Source organism: Xanthomonas sp. CFBP 8152 (genome assembly GCF_014199025.1).
Lineage (GTDB): Bacteria > Pseudomonadota > Gammaproteobacteria > Xanthomonadales > Xanthomonadaceae > Xanthomonas > Xanthomonas arboricola_B.
This window is the reverse complement of the sequence record NZ_JACHNO010000002.1, coordinates 245029-262107: the sequence shown is the minus strand read 5'-3', so window position 1 is coordinate 262107 and position 17079 is coordinate 245029. Positions and strand designations below refer to the sequence as shown.

Genomic DNA, 17079 nt, shown 5'->3' with positions numbered 1-17079 from the left:
CCGGAACGTAAGGCCCTCGGTTTCATCTCAGCTACGAAATTCCTCCGACCCGGAGATATCAAATGAAAGACCTGCTCAACCTCTTCAATCAACAGCGCCAGACGCTGGATTTCGACGCGATCAAGATCGCGCTGGCATCGCCGGACCTGATCCGTTCGTGGTCCTACGGCGAAGTGAAGAAGCCCGAAACCATCAACTACCGTACCTTCAAGCCCGAGCGTGACGGCCTGTTCTGCGCCGCCATCTTCGGACCGATCAAGGATTACGAGTGCCTGTGCGGCAAGTACAAGCGCATGAAGCACCGCGGCGTTGTCTGCGAAAAGTGCGGCACTGAAGTCACCCTGGCCAAGGTCCGTCGCGAGCGCATGGGTCACATCGACCTGGCCTCGCCGGTCGCGCACATCTGGTTCCTCAAGTCGCTGCCCTCGCGCATCGGCCTGATGCTGGACATGACCCTGCGTGACATCGAGCGCGTGCTGTACTTCGAAGCCTATGTGGTCACCGAGCCGGGCCTGACCCCGCTCGAGCGCCGCCAGCTGCTGACCGAAGAGCAGTACCTGACTGCACGCCAGGAGTACAACGACGACTTCGACGCCGCCATGGGCGCCGAGGCCGTGTACGAGCTGCTGCGCACGATCGACCTGCAGTCGGAAATGACCCGCCTGCGCGAGGAGATCGCCAGCACCGGTTCGGAAACCAAGCTCAAGCGCCTCACCAAGCGCATCAAGCTGATCGAAGCCTTCCTGGAATCGGGCAACCGTCCGGAGTGGATGGTCATGACCGTGCTGCCGGTGCTGCCGCCGGATCTGCGTCCGCTGGTGCCGCTGGATGGCGGCCGCTTCGCGACTTCGGATCTGAACGATCTGTACCGCCGCGTGATCAACCGCAACAATCGTCTGCGTCGTCTGCTCGAGCTCAATGCGCCGGACATCATCGTGCGCAACGAGAAGCGCATGCTGCAGGAGTCGGTCGATGCGCTGCTGGACAATGGCCGTCGCGGCCGTGCCATCACCGGCACCAACAAGCGTCCGCTGAAGTCGCTGGCCGACATGATCAAGGGCAAGCAGGGCCGGTTCCGCCAGAACCTGCTCGGCAAGCGCGTGGACTACTCCGGTCGTTCGGTCATCACCGTCGGTCCGTACCTCAAGCTGCACCAGTGCGGCCTGCCGAAGAAGATGGCGCTGGAGCTGTTCAAGCCGTTCGTGTTCGCCAAGCTGCAGCGTCGCGGCCTGGCCACCACCATCAAGGCGGCCAAGAAGCTGGTCGAGCGCGAAGAAGCCGAAGTCTGGGACATCCTGGAAGAAGTGATCCGCGAGCATCCGGTGCTGCTGAACCGTGCGCCGACCCTGCACCGTCTGGGCATCCAGGCGTTCGAGCCGGTGTTGATCGAAGGCAAGGCCATCCAGCTGCATCCGCTGGTGTGTACTGCGTTCAACGCCGACTTCGACGGTGACCAGATGGCCGTCCACGTGCCGCTCTCGCTGGAAGCCCAGCTGGAAGCGCGTGCGTTGATGATGTCCACCAACAACATCCTGTCGCCGGCCAACGGCGAGCCGATCATCGTGCCGTCGCAGGACGTGGTGTTGGGCCTGTACTACATGAGCCGCGCCCTGGAGAACAAGAAGGGCGAAGGCATGGTGTTCGCCAACACCAGCGAAGTGAAGCGCGCCTACGACAACCGCGTGGTGGAACTGCACGCCAAGGTCAAGGTCCGCATCACCCAGGTGGACGTGGAAGCCGACGGCAAGCGCAGCAGCGGCACCTCGATCGTGGACACCACGGTCGGTCGTGCGCTGTTGAGCGAGATCCTGCCCGAAGGCCTGCCGTTCCAGTTGGCCAACACCGAGATGACCAAGAAGAACATCTCGCGTCTGATCAACTCCAGCTACCGTCTGCTGGGCTTGAAGGACACCGTCGTGTTCGCCGACAAGCTGATGTACACCGGCTATGCCTACGCGACCCGCGCAGGCGTGTCGATCGGCATCGACGACATGCTGATCCCGGACGAGAAGAAGGGCATCCTCACCGAGGCCGAAGCCGAAGTGCTGGAAATCCAGGAGCAGTACCAGTCCGGTCTGGTCACCGCCGGCGAGCGCTACAACAAGGTCGTGGACATCTGGTCGCGTACCAGTGAGCGCATCGCCAAGGCGATGATGGACACCATCGGTACCGAAAAGGTCGAAAATGCCAAGGGCGAGACCATCGACCAGAAGTCGATGAACTCGCTGTACATCATGGCCGACTCCGGTGCGCGTGGTTCGCAGGCGCAGATCCGTCAGCTGGCCGGCATGCGCGGCCTGATGGCGCGTCCGGATGGCTCGATCATCGAGACGCCGATCAAGGCGAACTTCCGCGAAGGCCTGAACGTGCAGGAGTACTTCAACTCCACCCACGGTGCCCGTAAGGGTCTGGCCGATACCGCGCTCAAGACCGCGAACTCGGGTTATCTGACCCGTCGCCTGGTCGACGTGGCGCAGGACGTGGTGATCACCGAAGTCGATTGCGGCACCACCGAAGGGTTGATCATGACCCCGATCGTGGAAGGCGGCGACGTGGTGGAGCCGTTGAAGGAGCGCGTGCTGGGCCGTGTGGTGGCCGAGGACGTCTACCTGCCGGGCAACGACGAAGAGCCGATCGTCACCCGCAACACGCTGCTGGACGAAGCCTGGGTTGCCAAGCTGGAAGACGCCAGCGTGCAGTCGGTGAAGGTGCGTTCGACCATCAGCTGCGAGTCCTCGTTCGGCGTGTGCGCACGTTGCTACGGCCGCGACCTCGCACGCGGTCACCAGGTCAACATCGGTGAAGCGGTCGGTGTCATCGCCGCCCAGTCGATCGGTGAGCCGGGTACCCAGCTGACCATGCGTACGTTCCACATCGGTGGTGCGGCATCGCGTGCGGCGGCGGTGGACAACATCACCGTCAAGACCACCGGTTCGGTGAAGTTCAACAACCTCAAGTCGGTGGCGCACGCCAGCGGCGCGCTGGTTGCGGTCTCGCGTTCGGGCGAACTGTCCGTGCTCGACGGCCATGGCCGCGAGCGCGAGCGTTACAAGCTGCCCTACGGCGCCACCATCACCGCCAAGGACGGGGATGCGGTCAAGGCCGGGCAGGGCGTGGCGAACTGGGATCCGCATAACCACCCGATCGTGTCGGAAGTGGCCGGTTTCATCCGCTTCATCGACTTCGTCGACGGCGTCACCGTCATCGAGAAGACCGACGAACTGACCGGTCTGGCCTCGCGCGAGATCACCGACCCGAAGCGTCGCGGTGCACATGCCAAGGAACTGCGCCCGATCGTGCGCATCGTCGATGGCAAGGGCAACGACCTGACGATCCCGAATACGGATCTGCCGGCCCAGTACCTGTTGCCGCCGCGCTCCATTGTCAACCTGCAGGACGGCGCCGCCGTCGGCGTGGGCGACGTGGTTGCCAAGATCCCGCAGGAAGCGTCCAAGACCCGCGACATCACCGGTGGTCTGCCACGCGTTGCCGACCTGTTCGAAGCACGCAAGCCGAAGGATCCTGCGATCCTGGCCGAGCGTTCGGGCATCATCAGCTTCGGTAAGGACACCAAGGGCAAGCAGCGCCTGATCATCAAGGACACCGATGGGTCGGAACACGAAGAGCTGATCCCGAAGTACCGCCAGATCATCGTGTTCGAAGGCGAGCATGTGACCAAGGGCGAAACCGTGGTGGACGGCGAGCCGAGCCCGCAGGACATCCTGCGTCTGCTGGGTGTCGAGCCGCTGGCCGCGTATCTGGTCAAGGAAATCCAGGACGTGTACCGCCTGCAGGGCGTGAAGATCAACGACAAGCACATCGAGGTGATCACTCGCCAGATGCTGCGTAAGGTCGAGATCACCGACCAGGGCACCAGCAAGTTCCTCAACGGCGAGCAGGTCGAGCGCCAGCGCGTCATCGAGGAAAATGCCCGCCTGGTCAAGCGCAACGAACTGCCGGCCAAGTACGATCCGGTGCTGCTGGGTATCACCAAGGCTTCGCTGGCCACCGAGTCGTTCATCTCGGCGGCCTCGTTCCAGGAGACCACCCGCGTGCTGACCGAGGCTGCCGTGCGCGGCACCCGCGACAACCTGCGCGGTCTGAAGGAAAACGTGATCGTGGGTCGTCTGATCCCGGCCGGTACCGGCCTGGCGTATCACGCCGGACGTCGCAAGTCGTCGGGTCTGACCGACTCGGAAATGGAAACGCTGTCGGGCAAGCCGACGGTGGCCGAACCGGTCGCAGCCGTGGCCGACGCTGGCGCGGACGAGGAGTAAGCGCTCCGACGGCGGTCGCAAGACCGCCGTAAGCCAAGCGAAAAGGAGGGCAGGAGGCCCTCCGTTTTCCGGCCTTGGATGGGCCAGCAGGGTTAGAATTCCGTGAAGTTGACGGAGTTTCGTCCTGCCAGCTATACTTCCCTGTCTCGGCGGGCCGTTTTTCGGCCTGCCTTTGTTTTCGTGCAAGGCCGTCTCGGCCTCTCAATCAGAAGAATCAACTGATGACGACGATCAATCAGCTGGTCCGCAAGCCTCGGCAAGCGACCACCTACAAGAGTGCCTCCCCGGCACTGGACAAGTGTCCGCAGCGCCGTGGCGTCTGCACACGCGTCTATACCACTACCCCGAAGAAGCCGAACTCGGCCCTGCGTAAGGTTGCCAAAGTGCGCCTGACGAACCAGGAAGAGGTCATCAGCTACATCGGTGGTGAAGGCCACAACCTGCAGGAGCACTCCGTGGTCCTGATCCGTGGTGGCCGCGTCAAGGATCTTCCCGGTGTGCGTTATCACACCGTCCGTGGTTCGCTGGACGCCGCCGGCGTCGCAAAGCGCCGTCAAGGTCGTTCCAAGTACGGCGCCAAGCGCCCGAAGAGCTAAGGAAACACTCCAATGTCCCGTAAAGGTTCTACTCCGCAGCGCACCGTCCTGCCTGATCCAAAGCATGGCAGCGAAACCATTGCCCGCTTCATCAATATGGTGATGCAAAGTGGCAAGAAGTCGGTTGCTGAGAAAATTGTCTATGGCGCGATGGACGTCATTGGCGAAAAGAATCCGAATGCCGTCGAGCTGGTGCAAAAAGCACTGGACAACGTGGCCCCGGCTGTCGAAGTTAAATCGCGTCGCGTCGGTGGTGCTACCTATCAAGTGCCCGTCGAAGTGCGTTCCTCCCGTCGCATGGCGCTGGCAATGCGCTGGTTGATCGATTCCGCGCGCAAGCGTGGCGAGAACACCATGCCGCGCAAGCTGGCTGCAGAACTGTTGGACGCCTCGGAAAGCCGTGGCGGCGCGATCAAGAAGCGCGAAGAGACGCACCGTATGGCGGAGGCGAACAAGGCGTTCGCACATTACCGCTGGTGACCTCGTGGGCCTTGGTAACGGGGCCCTTCAGCACCATCTGAGTGCTGTTTGCGACGCGTTTTGCGTCGCATCCAATCCGAAGGCCGCCGAAAGGCGGCGTTCGGCCATCCGAAATCCAAGAAATTGAGAGGCTCCCCGTGGCCCGCACCACCCCTATCGAGCGTTACCGCAACTTCGGCATCATGGCCCACATCGATGCCGGCAAGACCACCACTTCCGAGCGCATCCTGTTCTACACCGGTGTCAGTCACAAGATCGGCGAAGTCCATGACGGCGCTGCAGTGATGGACTGGATGGAGCAGGAGCAGGAGCGTGGTATCACCATCACCTCCGCTGCGACCACTGCGTTCTGGTCGGGTATGGACAAGTCCATGCCGCAGCACCGCTTCAACATCATCGACACCCCCGGGCACGTCGACTTCACCATCGAAGTGGAGCGCTCCTTGCGCGTGCTCGATGGCGCGGTGTTCGTGCTGTGCGCCGTCGGTGGCGTGCAGCCGCAGTCCGAGACCGTGTGGCGCCAGGCCAACAAGTACGCCGTGCCGCGCATGGCCTTCGTCAACAAGATGGACCGTACCGGTGCCAACTTCGACAAGGTCGTCGAGCAGCTGAAGGCCCGTCTGGGCGCCTATGCCGTGCCGATGCAGGTGCCGATCGGTGCCGAAGACGGCTTCGAGGGCGTGGTCGACCTGCTCAAGATGAAGGCGATCCATTGGGATACCGCATCGCAGGGCACCACCTTCGAATACCGCGACATCCCGGCCGATCTGGTCGAGATCGCGACCGAGGCGCGTTCGTTCATGGTCGAGGCGGCTGCAGAAGCCAGCGAAGACCTGATGGACAAGTACCTCAACGAGGGCGACCTGAGCGAAGAAGAGATCCTGGTGGGTCTGCGCGAGCGCACCCTGAAGGTCGAAATCGTGCCGGTGTTCTGCGGCTCGGCGTTCAAGAACAAGGGCGTGCAGGCCATGCTCGACGGCGTCGTGCACCTGTTGCCGTCGCCGGCCGACCGTCCGCCGGTTGCGGGTATCGACGAGGACGAGAAGGAAGACACCCGTCCTGCCACCGATACCGCGCCGTTCTCGGCGTTGGCGTTCAAGATCATGACCGACCCGTTCGTGGGCTCGCTGACGTTCTTCCGTGTCTACTCGGGCACGTTGAACTCGGGCGACCAGGTCTACAACCCGGTCAAGTCGAAGAAAGAGCGTGTGGGCCGCATCCTGCAGATGCACTCCAACAATCGCGAAGAGATCAAGGAAGTGCGCGCTGGTGACATCGCCGCTGCCGTGGGTCTGAAGGACGTCACCACCGGCGACACGCTGTGTGCGCAGGACAAGGTCATCACCCTGGAGCGCATGGTGTTCCCGGAGCCGGTGATCTCGATGGCGGTGGAGCCCAAGACCAAGTCGGATCAGGAAAAGATGGGCATGGCCCTGGGCCGTCTGGCACAGGAAGATCCCTCGTTCCGCGTCAAGACCGACGAAGAATCCGGCCAGACCATCATCTCGGGCATGGGCGAGTTGCACCTGGACATCATCGTCGACCGTATGCGTCGCGAGTTCAATGTCGAGGCCAACGTCGGCAAGCCGCAGGTGGCCTACCGCGAAACGATCCGCAAGTCCGACGTCAAGTCCGACTACAAGCATGCCAAGCAGTCCGGTGGTAAGGGTCAGTACGGTCACGTGGTGATCGAGCTGTCGCCGATGACCGAGGATGACCGCAAGAGCGACAACGTCAAGGACGATTTCCTCTTCATCAACGACATCACCGGCGGCATCATCCCGAAGGAATTCATCCCCTCGGTTGAGAAGGGTCTGCGCGAGACGATCACCAGTGGTCCGATCGCCGGCTTCCCGGTGGTGGGCGTGAAGGTCAAGCTGGTATTCGGCTCGTACCATGACGTCGACTCTTCGGAAATGGCGTTCAAGCTGGCCGCGTCGATGGCGTTCAAGCAGGGCTTTGCGAAAGCCAGCCCGGTGTTGCTGGAGCCGATCATGAAGGTCGAAATCGTCAGCCCGGAGGATTACCTGGGTGACGTGATGGGCGACGTGAGCCGCCGTCGTGGCGTGTTGCAGGGTCAGGACGACAGCCCGTCGGGCAAGATCATCAACGCGATGATTCCGCTGGGTGAGATGTTCGGCTACGCGACCTCGCTGCGCTCGATGAGCCAGGGCCGTGCGACGTTCTCGATGGAATTCGACCACTACGAAGAGGCACCGGCCAACATCGCCGACGCCGTCACCAAGAAGGGCTGAGTTCGCTCAGCCACTTCTCACAAATTTTTCAATTAGAGGTAGTTAGTCATGGCAAAAGCTAAATTTGAGCGCACCAAGCCGCACGTGAACGTCGGCACCATCGGTCACGTCGACCATGGCAAGACCACGTTGACAGCCGCGCTGACCAAGATCGGTGCTGAGCGTTTCGGTGGCGAGTTCAAGGCGTATGACGCGATCGATGCGGCGCCGGAAGAGAAGGCGCGCGGCATCACGATTTCGACCGCCCACGTCGAATACGAATCCCCGAGCCGTCACTACGCGCACGTCGATTGCCCCGGCCACGCCGACTATGTCAAGAACATGATCACCGGTGCGGCGCAGATGGACGGCGCGATCCTGGTGTGTTCGGCTGCCGACGGCCCGATGCCGCAGACCCGCGAGCACATCCTGCTCTCGCGTCAGGTCGGTGTGCCGCACATCGTCGTGTTCCTGAACAAGGCCGACATGGTCGACGATGCCGAGCTGCTCGAGCTGGTCGAGATGGAAGTGCGCGAGCTGCTGAGCAAGTACGACTTCCCGGGCGATGACACCCCGATCATCCACGGTTCGGCGCGTCTGGCGCTGGACGGCGACCAGAGCGAGATCGGCGTGCCGGCGATCCTGAAGCTGGTCGAGGCGCTGGATTCGTTTATTCCGGAGCCGACCCGTGACGTCGATCGTCCGTTCCTGATGCCGGTCGAAGACGTGTTCTCGATCTCCGGCCGCGGCACCGTGGTGACCGGTCGTATCGAGCGCGGCATCATCAAGGTCGGCGACGAAATCGAAATCGTCGGTATCCGTGACACCCAGAAGACCACCGTCACCGGCGTGGAAATGTTCCGCAAGCTGCTGGACCAGGGTCAGGCAGGCGACAACGCCGGTCTGCTGCTGCGCGGCACCAAGCGTGACGACGTCGAGCGCGGCCAAGTGCTGTGCAAGCCGGGTTCGATCAAGCCGCATACCGAGTTCGAGGCCGAAGTGTACGTGCTGTCCAAGGATGAGGGTGGCCGTCATACCCCGTTCTTCAAGGGCTACCGTCCGCAGTTCTACTTCCGCACCACCGACATCACTGGCGCTTGCCAGCTGCCGGAAGGCGTGGAGATGGTGATGCCGGGCGACAACGTGAAGATGGTCGTGACCCTGATCAACCCGGTCGCGATGGACGAAGGTCTGCGCTTCGCCATCCGTGAAGGCGGTCGTACCGTCGGCGCCGGCGTGGTTGCCAAGATCGTCAAGTAAGTCCCTGCAGCCCGGTGGCTTTGGTCGCTGGATCTGCAAAAGAGAGGGTCGGCGCAAGCCGGCCCTTTTTTTGTGGGCCATGTCGGGTGGGCACGCCGACGTCCTTATGGGGAAGGACGCTTGCGCCAGTACAATTGCGCCGCTATAATGCGCGGCTCGGTGTCCCTGGGTAGGGCGCCAAGTTACAGCGAAAAGAACGGCAGGATGCCGCTCGTGTTCGCCAGACCGGGAAGGTCGCGTCGCATGGAGCACTCAACAACTCACATGTTGTTGACCGTGCTCTTGTTGCGCACTATACTTTTCCGTCTGGGCAGGCCGGTTTACCGGTCTGCCTCAGTTTTTGGGCGGAGGAAATGCCCTCGCCAGCAGGATGCGCGGCGAATTCATCTACGTCAGGAATATTGGGGCAGGTATCCCAGAGGCCTTGCCCGTCGCTCTTTTAACGAAGGAAGCTTCCGTCATGTCGGAACAAAAGATCCGGATTCGGTTGAAGGCGTTCGATCATCGTTTGATCGACCGTTCGGCCAGCGAGATCGTCGAAACGGCTAAGCGGACCGGTGCGCAAGTGCGTGGCCCGATCCCGTTGCCGACCAAGATCGAACGTTACACCATCCTCGTATCCCCGCATGCCGACAAGGATGCGCGTGACCAGTACGAAACCCGCACGCACAAGCGTGTGCTCGATATCGTCGACCCGAACGACAAGACCGTGGACGCGCTGATGAAGCTCGAACTCGCGGCTGGCGTCGACGTACAGATCAAGTTGACCTGAGGACTACGACCATGACGAAGAAATATTCGTTGGGCTTCGTAGGCCGCAAGGCTGGTATGAGCCGCGTCTTCACTGAAGACGGTCGCTCGGTACCGGTCACGCTGATCGAAGCAACTCCAAACCGCATCGCGCAGATCAAGACCGTCGAAGCTGACGGCTACAGCGCCGTGCAGATTACCGTCGGTGCCCGTCGTGCCGCGCTGGTCAACAAGCCGGCTGCTGGTCACTTCGCCAAGGCGAAGGTGGAAGCGGGTCGCGGCCTGTGGGAATTCCGCGTTGAAGATGCGCAGCTCGGCGATTTCGCCGTCGGCGGCGAAATCAAGGCGGACATCTTCGAGGTCGGCCAGAAGGTCGACGTCCAGGGCGTCACCAAGGGTAAGGGTTTCCAGGGCACCATCAAGCGCTACAACTTCCGTATGGGCGATGCAACTCACGGTAACTCGCTGTCGCATCGCGCGCCGGGTTCGTTGGGTCAGCGCCAGACCCCGGGTCGCGTTTTCCCGGGCAAGAAGATGTCGGGCCACATGGGCGCCGTGCAGCAAAGCACGCAGAACCTGGAAGTGGTCAAGGTCGACGTCGAGCGTGGTCTGATTGCTATCCGCGGCGCCGTGCCTGGCGCAGCTGGTGGCGACGTGATCGTCCGTCCGGCGAGCAAGGCATAAGGAGAGATGACGATGGAACTCGTTATCACGGGTAGCAACAACAAGGTCTCGGTCTCCGATGCCGTGTTCGGTCGCGAATTCAGCGAAGATCTGGTTCATCAGGTCGTCGTCGCTTATCGCAATGCCGGTCGCGCTGGTACCAAGGCACAGAAGACGCGTTCGGAAGTTGCGGGCACGACCAAGAAGTCGAAGAAGCAGAAGGGCGGCGGTGCGCGTCATGGCGCATTGACGGCTCCGATCTTCGTCGGCGGCGGCGTGACCTTTGCGGCCAAGCCGCGCAGCTTCGAACAGAAAGTCAACCGCAAGATGTACCGTGCGGCCATCTGCGCGATCTTCTCTGAGCTTAATCGCCAGGGTCGCCTGATGATCGTCGATGCGTTCGACGTCGAAACCACCAAGACCCAGGGTCTGATCGAGAAGCTGAAGGGGCTGGATGTGGGCAAGCGCCCGCTGATCGTCACCGAGGAAGCCTCCGAGCACCTGTATCTGTCCGCCCGCAATCTGCCGTATGTGCAGGTGCGTGATGTGCAGGGTCTGGATCCGGTCGCTCTGGTCGGGGCCGATACGGTCGTGATCACCGCCGATGCGGTCAAGAAGGTCGAGGAGTGGCTGGCATGAGCAGCAACGAAAAAATCTTCAGCGTGCTGCGTGCTCCGCGAGTCTCCGAAAAGACCGCGCGCCTGCAGGAAATTTCCAACCAGTATGTCTTCGAAGTTTCGAACGAAGCCACCAAGGCCGATGTAAAGGCCGCGGTTGAGCAGCTGTTCGACGTCAAGGTCAAAGCGGTCAACGTGGTCAACGTCAAGGGCAAGAGCAAGTCCTTCCGTAACCGTGCTGGCAGCCGTGGCAATTGGCGCAAGGCGTACGTCCGCCTGGTTGATGGTCAGTCCATCGACGTAACGGCCAAGGCCTGAGGTCCATCCCATGCCATTGATGAAGTTCAAACCCACCTCTCCCGGCCGTCGTTCCGCCGTGCGCGTGGTTACTCCCGATCTGCACAAGGGCGCACCGCACGCGGCGCTGCTCGACTCGCAGAGCAAGTCCGGTGGTCGTAACCACCATGGCCGCATCACCGTGCGTCACGTCGGTGGTGGTCATAAGCAGCACTACCGCATCATCGACTTCAAGCGCAACAAGGAAGGCATTCCGGCGCGTGTGGAGCGGATCGAATACGATCCGAACCGTACCGCTCATATCGCCCTGCTGTGCTATGTCGACGGCGAGCGTCGCTACATCATCGCCCCCAAGGGCTTGAAGGCTGGCGATCAGGTCATTGCCGGTGCCAACGCACCGATCAAGACCGGCAACACGCTGCCGCTGCGCAACATCCCGGTCGGTACGACGGTCCACGGTATCGAGCTGAAGCCGGGTAAGGGCGCTCAGATCGCACGTGCTGCCGGTGCAGCCGTCCAGCTGGTCGCTCGCGAAGGCATCTATGCCACGCTGCGTCTGCGCTCGGGCGAAATGCGCAAGGTGCCGGTCGAGTGCCGCGCCACCATCGGCGAAGTCGGTAACGACGAGCACAACCTCGAGAAGCTGGGCAAGGCTGGCGCCAAGCGCTGGCGCGGTGTTCGCCCGACCGTTCGCGGTGCGGCCATGAACCCGGTCGATCACCCGCACGGTGGTGGTGAGGCCAAGGCTGGCCAGGGTAATCCGCATCCGGTCACCCCGTGGGGTGTTCCGACCAAGGGTTACAAGACGCGCAAGAACAAGCGCACCCAGCAATTCATCGTCCGCGATCGTAGGGGCTAATCGACCATGGCACGTTCACTCAAGAAGGGCCCGTTCGTCGATCACCACCTTGCAAAGAAGGTGGAGTCCGCTGCGGGTAGCAAGAAGCCGATCAAGACCTGGTCGCGCCGTTCGATGATCCTGCCGGAAATGGTAGGCATCACCATCGCCGTGCATAACGGCAAGAACCACATTCCGGTGCTCGTCAACGAGAATATGGTCGGCCACAAGCTCGGCGAATTTGCCGTCACCCGGACCTTCAAGGGTCACGGTGGCGACAAGAAGTCGAGCAGGTAAGGAGAGATGACGATGGAAGCGAAAGCAATCCTGCGCACCGCGCGCATCTCCCCGCAGAAGGCCCGCCTGGTCGCTGACCAGGTGCGTGGACTGTCCGCCGAACGTGCGGTCAATCTGCTGAAGTTCTCGGACAAGAAGGCTGCGCACCTGATCAAGAAGGTTGTGGAGTCGGCTATTGCCAATGCCGAGAACAATCAGGGCGCGGATGTCGACGAGCTGAAGGTCAAGACCATCATGGTTGATGAAGGTCCCTCCCTGAAGCGTTTCATGGCGCGGGCGAAAGGCCGCGGTACCCGCATCCTCAAGCGCACCAGTCACATCACTGTGATTGTCGGCGCCGCCAAGTAAGCGGAAAGGAAAAGACCATGGGTCATAAAGTTCATCCGACTGGAATTCGCCTTGGCATCGCCAAGGATTGGAATTCCAAGTGGTACGCAAGCAAGGCCGACTTCGCCGCCTACCTGGCAGCCGACCTGAAAGTGCGTGAAATGCTGCGCAAGAAGCTCGCGCAGGCAGGTATCAGCAAGATCTTGATCGAGCGCCCTGCCAAAACCGCCCGCGTGACGATTCATACCGCCCGTCCGGGTGTGGTGATCGGCAAGCGTGGCGAGGACATCGAAAAGCTGCGTAAGGAAGTGAGCGCGATGATGGGTGTTCCTGCCCACATCAACGTCACCGAAGTGCGCAAGCCGGAGCTGGATGCGCAGCTGGTCGCCGAGTCGATCGCGCAGCAGCTTGAGCGTCGCATCATGTTCCGCCGCGCAATGAAGCGCTCGGTCGGCAACGCGATGCGCTTGGGTGCCCTGGGCATCAAGGTCAATGTGGCTGGCCGCCTCAACGGTGCAGAAATCGCCCGTTCGGAGTGGTACCGCGAAGGCCGCGTGCCGCTGCACACGCTACGTGCCGACATCGATTACGGTTTTGCCGAGGCGTCCACGACGTACGGCATCATCGGCATCAAGGTCTGGATCTATAAGGGTGAGGTCTTCGACTTCTCCCAGGTTGGCCAGGAGAAGCAGGACGACAGCCCGCGCAACGATCGTAACGATCGCGGCGACCGTGGTGACCGTCCTTCGCGCCCGGCTCGTGAAGCGAGGTAACGGCAATGTTGCAACCCAAGCGAACCAAATATCGCAAGATGCACAAGGGCCGTAACGACGGCCTGGCATGGAGCGGAAACGCCGTCAGCTTCGGCGAGTACGGCCTCAAGGCAACCGCGCACGGTCAGCTGACCGCGCGTCAGATTGAAGCAGCACGTCGTACGATCAGCCGCCACGTCAAGAAGGGCGGCAAGATGTGGATCCGTGTGTTCCCCGACAAGCCGATCACCAAGAAGCCGATCGAAGTCCGCATGGGCTCCGGTAAGGGCAACGTGGAGTACTGGGTCGCGCAGATTCAACCGGGCCGCATGATCTATGAAATCGAGGGTATTCCCGAAGATATCGCACGTGAGGCGTTCCGCCTTGCCGCCGCGAAATTGTCGGTGACCACCACTTTCGTGACCCGGACGGTGCGCTGATGGATATCAAACAACTCCGCGAGAAGTCGGCTGACGAACTGAAGGCCCACCTGACCGATCTGCGTAAGGAGCAGTTCTCGCTCCGTATGCAGCAGGTCACCGGCCAGCTGCCGAAGACCCACGATACCCGCCGGGTGCGCCGCGAGATTGCTCGCGTCAAGTACCTGCTCGGCAGCACCAAGTAAGGACGGCCGCGATGAGCGACAACAACGAAAAGCAAGCGCTGCGCACGGTCGAAGGCCGTGTCGTCAGCAACAAGATGGACAAGACGGTCACCGTGTTGGTGGAGCGCCAGGTCAAGCACCCGTTGTACGGTAAGTACATCAAGCGCTCGTCCAAGCTTCACGCACACGACGCCGACAATGCCTGCAACGAAGGCGACGTCGTGCGTGTGACCGAGATTGCTCCAATGTCCAAGACCAAGAACTGGCGGGTGGTCGAAATCGTCACCCGTTCGGCCGAATAAGGGAGATCTGAATCATGATCCAGATGCAGAGCTACCTCGATGTCGCCGACAATTCGGGTGCCAAGGAAGTGATGTGCATCAAGGTGCTGGGCGGCTCCAAGCGCCGCTATGCACACATTGGCGACATCATCAAGGTGACCGTCAAGGACGCCATTCCGCGTGGCAAGGTCAAGAAGGGCGAAGTCTACGACGCCGTCGTGGTGCGTACCCGCAAGGGTGTGCGCCGTCCCGACGGTTCGCTGATCCGCTTCGATGGCAACGCCGCTGTGCTGTTGAACAATAAGCAGGAGCCGATCGGGACCCGCATCTTCGGGCCGGTGACGCGCGAGCTGCGTTCCGAGAAGTTCATGAAGATCGTCTCGCTCGCTCCCGAAGTGCTGTGAGCGGAGGACATATACATGGCTAACCGTATCAAGAAGGGCGACCAGGTCGTCATCAACACCGGCAAGGACAAGGGTAAGCAGGGTGAAGTTGTGCGTGTGGACGGCGATCGCGTGATCGTCTCCAATGCCAACGTCATCAAGCGCCACACCAAGCCGAACCCGCAGGCGGGTGTCGCCGGCGGCGTGGTCGAGCGTGAAGCGTCGATCCATATCTCCAACGTCAATATCGTCAACCCGGCGACGGGCAAGGGCGAGCGCGTTGGCTTCAAGGTGCTGGAGGATGGACGCAAATTGCGTGTGTTCCGCTCCAGCGGTGAGGCGCTCGACGCCTGAGGAATGCGATCATGAACACTCGTCTCGAAAAGTTTTACAAGGAAAACGTGGTGCCGGCCCTGATGAAGGAATTCGGCTACACCAATCCGATGGAAGTGCCGAAGCTGGTCAAGGTCACGCTCAACATGGGCGTGGGCGAGGCGGCTACCAACAAGAAGATTCTGGAAAATGCGGTCGCCGACATGTCCAAGATCTCCGGTCAGAAGCCGGTGGTCACCAAGTCGCGCGTTTCGGTCGCATCGTTCAAGATTCGTGACGGTTGGCCGATCGGCTGCAAGACCACGTTGCGTCGCGCCAAGATGTACGAGTTTCTGGATCGTCTGATCAACATCTCGCTGCCGCGCGTGCGCGACTTTCGTGGTGTTTCCGGTCGTTCCTTTGACGGTCGTGGCAACTTCAACATGGGTGTGAAGGAACAGATCATCTTCCCGGAAATCGACTTCGACGCCGTCGACGCGATCCGCGGTATGGATATCGCCATCACCACCACCGCCAAGACGGATGCGGAAGCGAAGGCGCTGCTGGCAGCGTTCAAGTTCCCGTTCCGTAACTGACCGTCGAGGACATCCGAAATGGCAAAGACCTCCATGATCCACCGCGATATCAAGCGTGCAAAGCTGGCGAAGAAATTCGCCGGCAAGCGTGATGCGCTGAAGAAGATCCTCTCCAGTCAGGATGCGTCCTACGAAGAGAAGATCGATGCGTCGACCAAGTTGCAGAAGCTGCCGCGCGATTCGTCGCCGAGCCGCCACCGCAACCGTTGCGAGTTGTCCGGCCGTCCGCGCGGTGTCTACCGCAAGTTCGGTCTGGGTCGCAACATGCTGCGCAAGGCCACGATGAACGGCGACGTTCCGGGCCTGCGCAAGGCAAGCTGGTAACAGCATTGCCGGCCGTTCGCGGCCGGCTTGAACAGGATGGTTCTGTTCAACAAGGGAGTCCGACGCAAGTCGGGCTCTTTTGTCGTATACTTCCGCTTCTGTCTTGCCCGCATGGGCCTGGCATGGCGTAAAGGGTCCTGGCCCATCCCCAGGAAAACACAAGATTTTCGCGAAAGCGGATATCGGTGCACTCAAAGGTACTCATATGAGCATGACTGATCCCATCGCCGACCTGCTGGTACGCATCAAGAATGCGGCCGCGGTTGGTAAGCAGACGGTGAAATTGCCGTCGTCCAAGATCAAGGTCGCGATCGCCCAGGTCCTGAAGGACGAGGGTTACATCACGGACCTGCGCGTGACAGCGACCGAGAACAACAAGTCGGAGCTGGAAATCGTGCTGAAGTATTTCGAAGGCCGCCCGGTCATCGAGACCCTGAAGCGTTTTTCGCGCTCGGGTCTGCGCCAGTACCGCGGCAAGACCGAGCTGCCCAAGGTCCTGGGTGGCCTGGGTGTCGCCATCATCTCCACGTCGAAGGGCATCATGACCGATGCGCAGGCTCGCGAAGCCGGCGTTGGTGGTGAAGTCCTGTGCTTCGTGGCCTAAGGGAAGGAATCGATCATGTCCCGTGTAGCCAAGAAGCCTGTTTCCCTTCCGAAGGGTGTTGAACTCAACGTCCAGCCCGAGCTGGTCAGCGTCAAGGGCCCGAAGGGCACCCTGACCCTGCCGAAGCCGGTTGGCGTGGAAATCGCCATCGACGGCGACGTCGCCACGCTGTCGGCCAACGACCCGTCGCAGATCGCCATTACTGGCACCGTGCGCGCCATCCTGGCCAACATGGTCAAGGGCGTGTCCGAAGGCTTCGAGCGCAAGCTCGAGCTGGTCGGCGTCGGTTACCGTGCCGCCATGCAGGGCAAGGATCTGAGCCTGGCGCTCGGCTTCTCGCATCCGCTGGTGTTCGTGGCGCCGGAAGGCATCACGCTGTCGACCCCGACCCAGACCGAAATCTTGGTCCAGGGCGCCGACAAGCAGCGCGTCGGCGAAGTCGCCGCCAAGATTCGCGGTTTCCGTCCGCCGGAGCCCTATAAGGGCAAGGGTGTGAAGTACGCCGGTGAAGTCATCATTCGCAAGGAAGCCAAGAAGGCGTAACGCAGGTCCCTCTGCTAGGAGCCCGTCCATCCATGGCCGGACGT

General features: G+C 61.5%; 22 protein-coding genes. All 22 read left to right on the top strand.

Going from position 1 to position 17079, the window contains the following annotated elements; genetic code table 11:
- Positions 1-62: 62 nt before the first annotated feature.
- Positions 63-4277, top strand: coding sequence for a DNA-directed RNA polymerase subunit beta' (gene rpoC / locus FHT09_RS08780; RefSeq protein WP_039524480.1), 4215 nt, complete (start codon positions 63-65; stop codon positions 4275-4277).
- Positions 4278-4498: 221 nt separating this feature from the next.
- Positions 4499-4873 carry a 30S ribosomal protein S12 gene (gene rpsL / locus FHT09_RS08775; RefSeq protein WP_002811712.1) on the top strand — a complete coding sequence of 125 codons (375 nt, stop codon included), beginning with the start codon at positions 4499-4501 and terminating at the stop codon, positions 4871-4873.
- A gap of 12 nt (positions 4874-4885) precedes the next feature.
- Entirely contained in the window at positions 4886-5353 is a 468-nt protein-coding gene (gene rpsG, locus FHT09_RS08770; protein ID WP_005993356.1) for a 30S ribosomal protein S7, read from the top strand.
- A gap of 137 nt (positions 5354-5490) precedes the next feature.
- A complete protein-coding gene (gene fusA / locus FHT09_RS08765; RefSeq protein WP_053045361.1) occupies positions 5491-7608 on the top strand; it encodes an elongation factor G in 2118 nt (705 codons plus the stop codon).
- 48 nt (positions 7609-7656) lie between these two features.
- Positions 7657-8847: an elongation factor Tu gene (tuf, locus tag FHT09_RS08760; RefSeq protein WP_104538414.1), complete on the top strand. Its 1191-nt coding sequence runs from the start codon at positions 7657-7659 to the stop codon at positions 8845-8847.
- Positions 8848-9307: 460 nt separating this feature from the next.
- Positions 9308-9619 carry a 30S ribosomal protein S10 gene (gene rpsJ, locus FHT09_RS08755; protein ID WP_003486723.1) on the top strand — a complete coding sequence of 104 codons (312 nt, stop codon included), beginning with the start codon at positions 9308-9310 and terminating at the stop codon, positions 9617-9619.
- Between the two features lie 11 nt (positions 9620-9630).
- Positions 9631-10281: a 50S ribosomal protein L3 gene (gene rplC / locus FHT09_RS08750; RefSeq protein ID WP_006450633.1), complete on the top strand. Its 651-nt coding sequence runs from the start codon at positions 9631-9633 to the stop codon at positions 10279-10281.
- A gap of 12 nt (positions 10282-10293) precedes the next feature.
- Positions 10294-10899, top strand: coding sequence for a 50S ribosomal protein L4 (gene rplD / locus FHT09_RS08745; protein ID WP_016900669.1), 606 nt, complete (start codon positions 10294-10296; stop codon positions 10897-10899).
- Positions 10896-11195 carry a 50S ribosomal protein L23 gene (gene rplW, locus FHT09_RS08740; protein ID WP_002811694.1) on the top strand — a complete coding sequence of 100 codons (300 nt, stop codon included), beginning with the start codon at positions 10896-10898 and terminating at the stop codon, positions 11193-11195. Before rplD ends, rplW begins: the two co-directional genes overlap by 4 nt.
- A 10-nt stretch (positions 11196-11205) precedes the next feature.
- Positions 11206-12033, top strand: a complete 828-nt coding sequence (rplB, locus tag FHT09_RS08735) for a 50S ribosomal protein L2 (protein ID WP_003486715.1) — start codon at positions 11206-11208, stop codon at positions 12031-12033.
- A 6-nt stretch (positions 12034-12039) separates the two neighbouring features.
- Entirely contained in the window at positions 12040-12309 is a 270-nt protein-coding gene (gene rpsS / locus FHT09_RS08730) for a 30S ribosomal protein S19 (protein ID WP_005993369.1), read from the top strand.
- Between the two features lie 12 nt (positions 12310-12321).
- Positions 12322-12657 carry a 50S ribosomal protein L22 gene (gene rplV, locus FHT09_RS08725; RefSeq protein WP_002811686.1) on the top strand — a complete coding sequence of 112 codons (336 nt, stop codon included), beginning with the start codon at positions 12322-12324 and terminating at the stop codon, positions 12655-12657.
- A gap of 17 nt (positions 12658-12674) precedes the next feature.
- Positions 12675-13409: a 30S ribosomal protein S3 gene (rpsC, locus tag FHT09_RS08720; protein WP_024938565.1), complete on the top strand. Its 735-nt coding sequence runs from the start codon at positions 12675-12677 to the stop codon at positions 13407-13409.
- 5 nt (positions 13410-13414) lie between these two features.
- Positions 13415-13828 carry a 50S ribosomal protein L16 gene (rplP, locus tag FHT09_RS08715; protein WP_011036127.1) on the top strand — a complete coding sequence of 138 codons (414 nt, stop codon included), beginning with the start codon at positions 13415-13417 and terminating at the stop codon, positions 13826-13828.
- Entirely contained in the window at positions 13828-14013 is a 186-nt protein-coding gene (gene rpmC, locus FHT09_RS08710) for a 50S ribosomal protein L29 (protein ID WP_006450638.1), read from the top strand. Before rplP ends, rpmC begins: the two co-directional genes overlap by 1 nt.
- An 11-nt stretch (positions 14014-14024) precedes the next feature.
- On the top strand, positions 14025-14294 hold the full coding sequence (gene rpsQ, locus FHT09_RS08705) for a 30S ribosomal protein S17 (protein ID WP_016900663.1): 270 nt from the start codon (positions 14025-14027) through the stop codon (positions 14292-14294).
- A 14-nt stretch (positions 14295-14308) separates the two neighbouring features.
- Positions 14309-14677 carry a 50S ribosomal protein L14 gene (rplN, locus tag FHT09_RS08700; RefSeq protein ID WP_003486699.1) on the top strand — a complete coding sequence of 123 codons (369 nt, stop codon included), beginning with the start codon at positions 14309-14311 and terminating at the stop codon, positions 14675-14677.
- Positions 14678-14692: 15 nt separating this feature from the next.
- On the top strand, positions 14693-15010 hold the full coding sequence (gene rplX, locus FHT09_RS08695) for a 50S ribosomal protein L24 (RefSeq protein WP_003486696.1): 318 nt from the start codon (positions 14693-14695) through the stop codon (positions 15008-15010).
- Positions 15011-15021: 11 nt separating this feature from the next.
- Entirely contained in the window at positions 15022-15564 is a 543-nt protein-coding gene (rplE, locus tag FHT09_RS08690) for a 50S ribosomal protein L5 (RefSeq protein WP_010371090.1), read from the top strand.
- An 18-nt stretch (positions 15565-15582) separates the two neighbouring features.
- Complete coding sequence (gene rpsN / locus FHT09_RS08685; RefSeq protein WP_005917137.1) at positions 15583-15888, top strand: 30S ribosomal protein S14; 306 nt, start codon at positions 15583-15585, stop codon at positions 15886-15888.
- A 205-nt stretch (positions 15889-16093) separates the two neighbouring features.
- Positions 16094-16492: a 30S ribosomal protein S8 gene (rpsH, locus tag FHT09_RS08680; protein WP_006450641.1), complete on the top strand. Its 399-nt coding sequence runs from the start codon at positions 16094-16096 to the stop codon at positions 16490-16492.
- A gap of 15 nt (positions 16493-16507) precedes the next feature.
- Positions 16508-17035, top strand: coding sequence for a 50S ribosomal protein L6 (gene rplF / locus FHT09_RS08675; RefSeq protein ID WP_104532919.1), 528 nt, complete (start codon positions 16508-16510; stop codon positions 17033-17035).
- Positions 17036-17079 lie beyond the last annotated feature (44 nt).

What these genes read in the sequence shown, in the direction of transcription:
- rpoC (WP_039524480.1), top strand. Translation starts at nt 63, where the DNA reads ATGAAAGACCTGCTCAACCTCTTCAATCAACAGCGCCAGACGCTGGAT.
- rpsL (WP_002811712.1), top strand. Translation starts at nt 4,499, where the DNA reads ATGACGACGATCAATCAGCTGGTCCGCAAGCCTCGGCAAGCGACCACC.
- rpsG (WP_005993356.1), top strand. Translation starts at nt 4,886, where the DNA reads ATGTCCCGTAAAGGTTCTACTCCGCAGCGCACCGTCCTGCCTGATCCA.
- tuf (WP_104538414.1), top strand. Translation starts at nt 7,657, where the DNA reads ATGGCAAAAGCTAAATTTGAGCGCACCAAGCCGCACGTGAACGTCGGC.
- rpsJ (WP_003486723.1), top strand. Translation starts at nt 9,308, where the DNA reads ATGTCGGAACAAAAGATCCGGATTCGGTTGAAGGCGTTCGATCATCGT.
- rplC (WP_006450633.1), top strand. Translation starts at nt 9,631, where the DNA reads ATGACGAAGAAATATTCGTTGGGCTTCGTAGGCCGCAAGGCTGGTATG.
- rplD (WP_016900669.1), top strand. Translation starts at nt 10,294, where the DNA reads ATGGAACTCGTTATCACGGGTAGCAACAACAAGGTCTCGGTCTCCGAT.
- rplW (WP_002811694.1), top strand. Translation starts at nt 10,896, where the DNA reads ATGAGCAGCAACGAAAAAATCTTCAGCGTGCTGCGTGCTCCGCGAGTC.
- rplB (WP_003486715.1), top strand. Translation starts at nt 11,206, where the DNA reads ATGCCATTGATGAAGTTCAAACCCACCTCTCCCGGCCGTCGTTCCGCC.
- rpsS (WP_005993369.1), top strand. Translation starts at nt 12,040, where the DNA reads ATGGCACGTTCACTCAAGAAGGGCCCGTTCGTCGATCACCACCTTGCA.
- rplV (WP_002811686.1), top strand. Translation starts at nt 12,322, where the DNA reads ATGGAAGCGAAAGCAATCCTGCGCACCGCGCGCATCTCCCCGCAGAAG.
- rpsC (WP_024938565.1), top strand. Translation starts at nt 12,675, where the DNA reads ATGGGTCATAAAGTTCATCCGACTGGAATTCGCCTTGGCATCGCCAAG.
- rplP (WP_011036127.1), top strand. Translation starts at nt 13,415, where the DNA reads ATGTTGCAACCCAAGCGAACCAAATATCGCAAGATGCACAAGGGCCGT.
- rpmC (WP_006450638.1), top strand. Translation starts at nt 13,828, where the DNA reads ATGGATATCAAACAACTCCGCGAGAAGTCGGCTGACGAACTGAAGGCC.
- rpsQ (WP_016900663.1), top strand. Translation starts at nt 14,025, where the DNA reads ATGAGCGACAACAACGAAAAGCAAGCGCTGCGCACGGTCGAAGGCCGT.
- rplN (WP_003486699.1), top strand. Translation starts at nt 14,309, where the DNA reads ATGATCCAGATGCAGAGCTACCTCGATGTCGCCGACAATTCGGGTGCC.
- rplX (WP_003486696.1), top strand. Translation starts at nt 14,693, where the DNA reads ATGGCTAACCGTATCAAGAAGGGCGACCAGGTCGTCATCAACACCGGC.
- rplE (WP_010371090.1), top strand. Translation starts at nt 15,022, where the DNA reads ATGAACACTCGTCTCGAAAAGTTTTACAAGGAAAACGTGGTGCCGGCC.
- rpsN (WP_005917137.1), top strand. Translation starts at nt 15,583, where the DNA reads ATGGCAAAGACCTCCATGATCCACCGCGATATCAAGCGTGCAAAGCTG.
- rpsH (WP_006450641.1), top strand. Translation starts at nt 16,094, where the DNA reads ATGAGCATGACTGATCCCATCGCCGACCTGCTGGTACGCATCAAGAAT.
- rplF (WP_104532919.1), top strand. Translation starts at nt 16,508, where the DNA reads ATGTCCCGTGTAGCCAAGAAGCCTGTTTCCCTTCCGAAGGGTGTTGAA.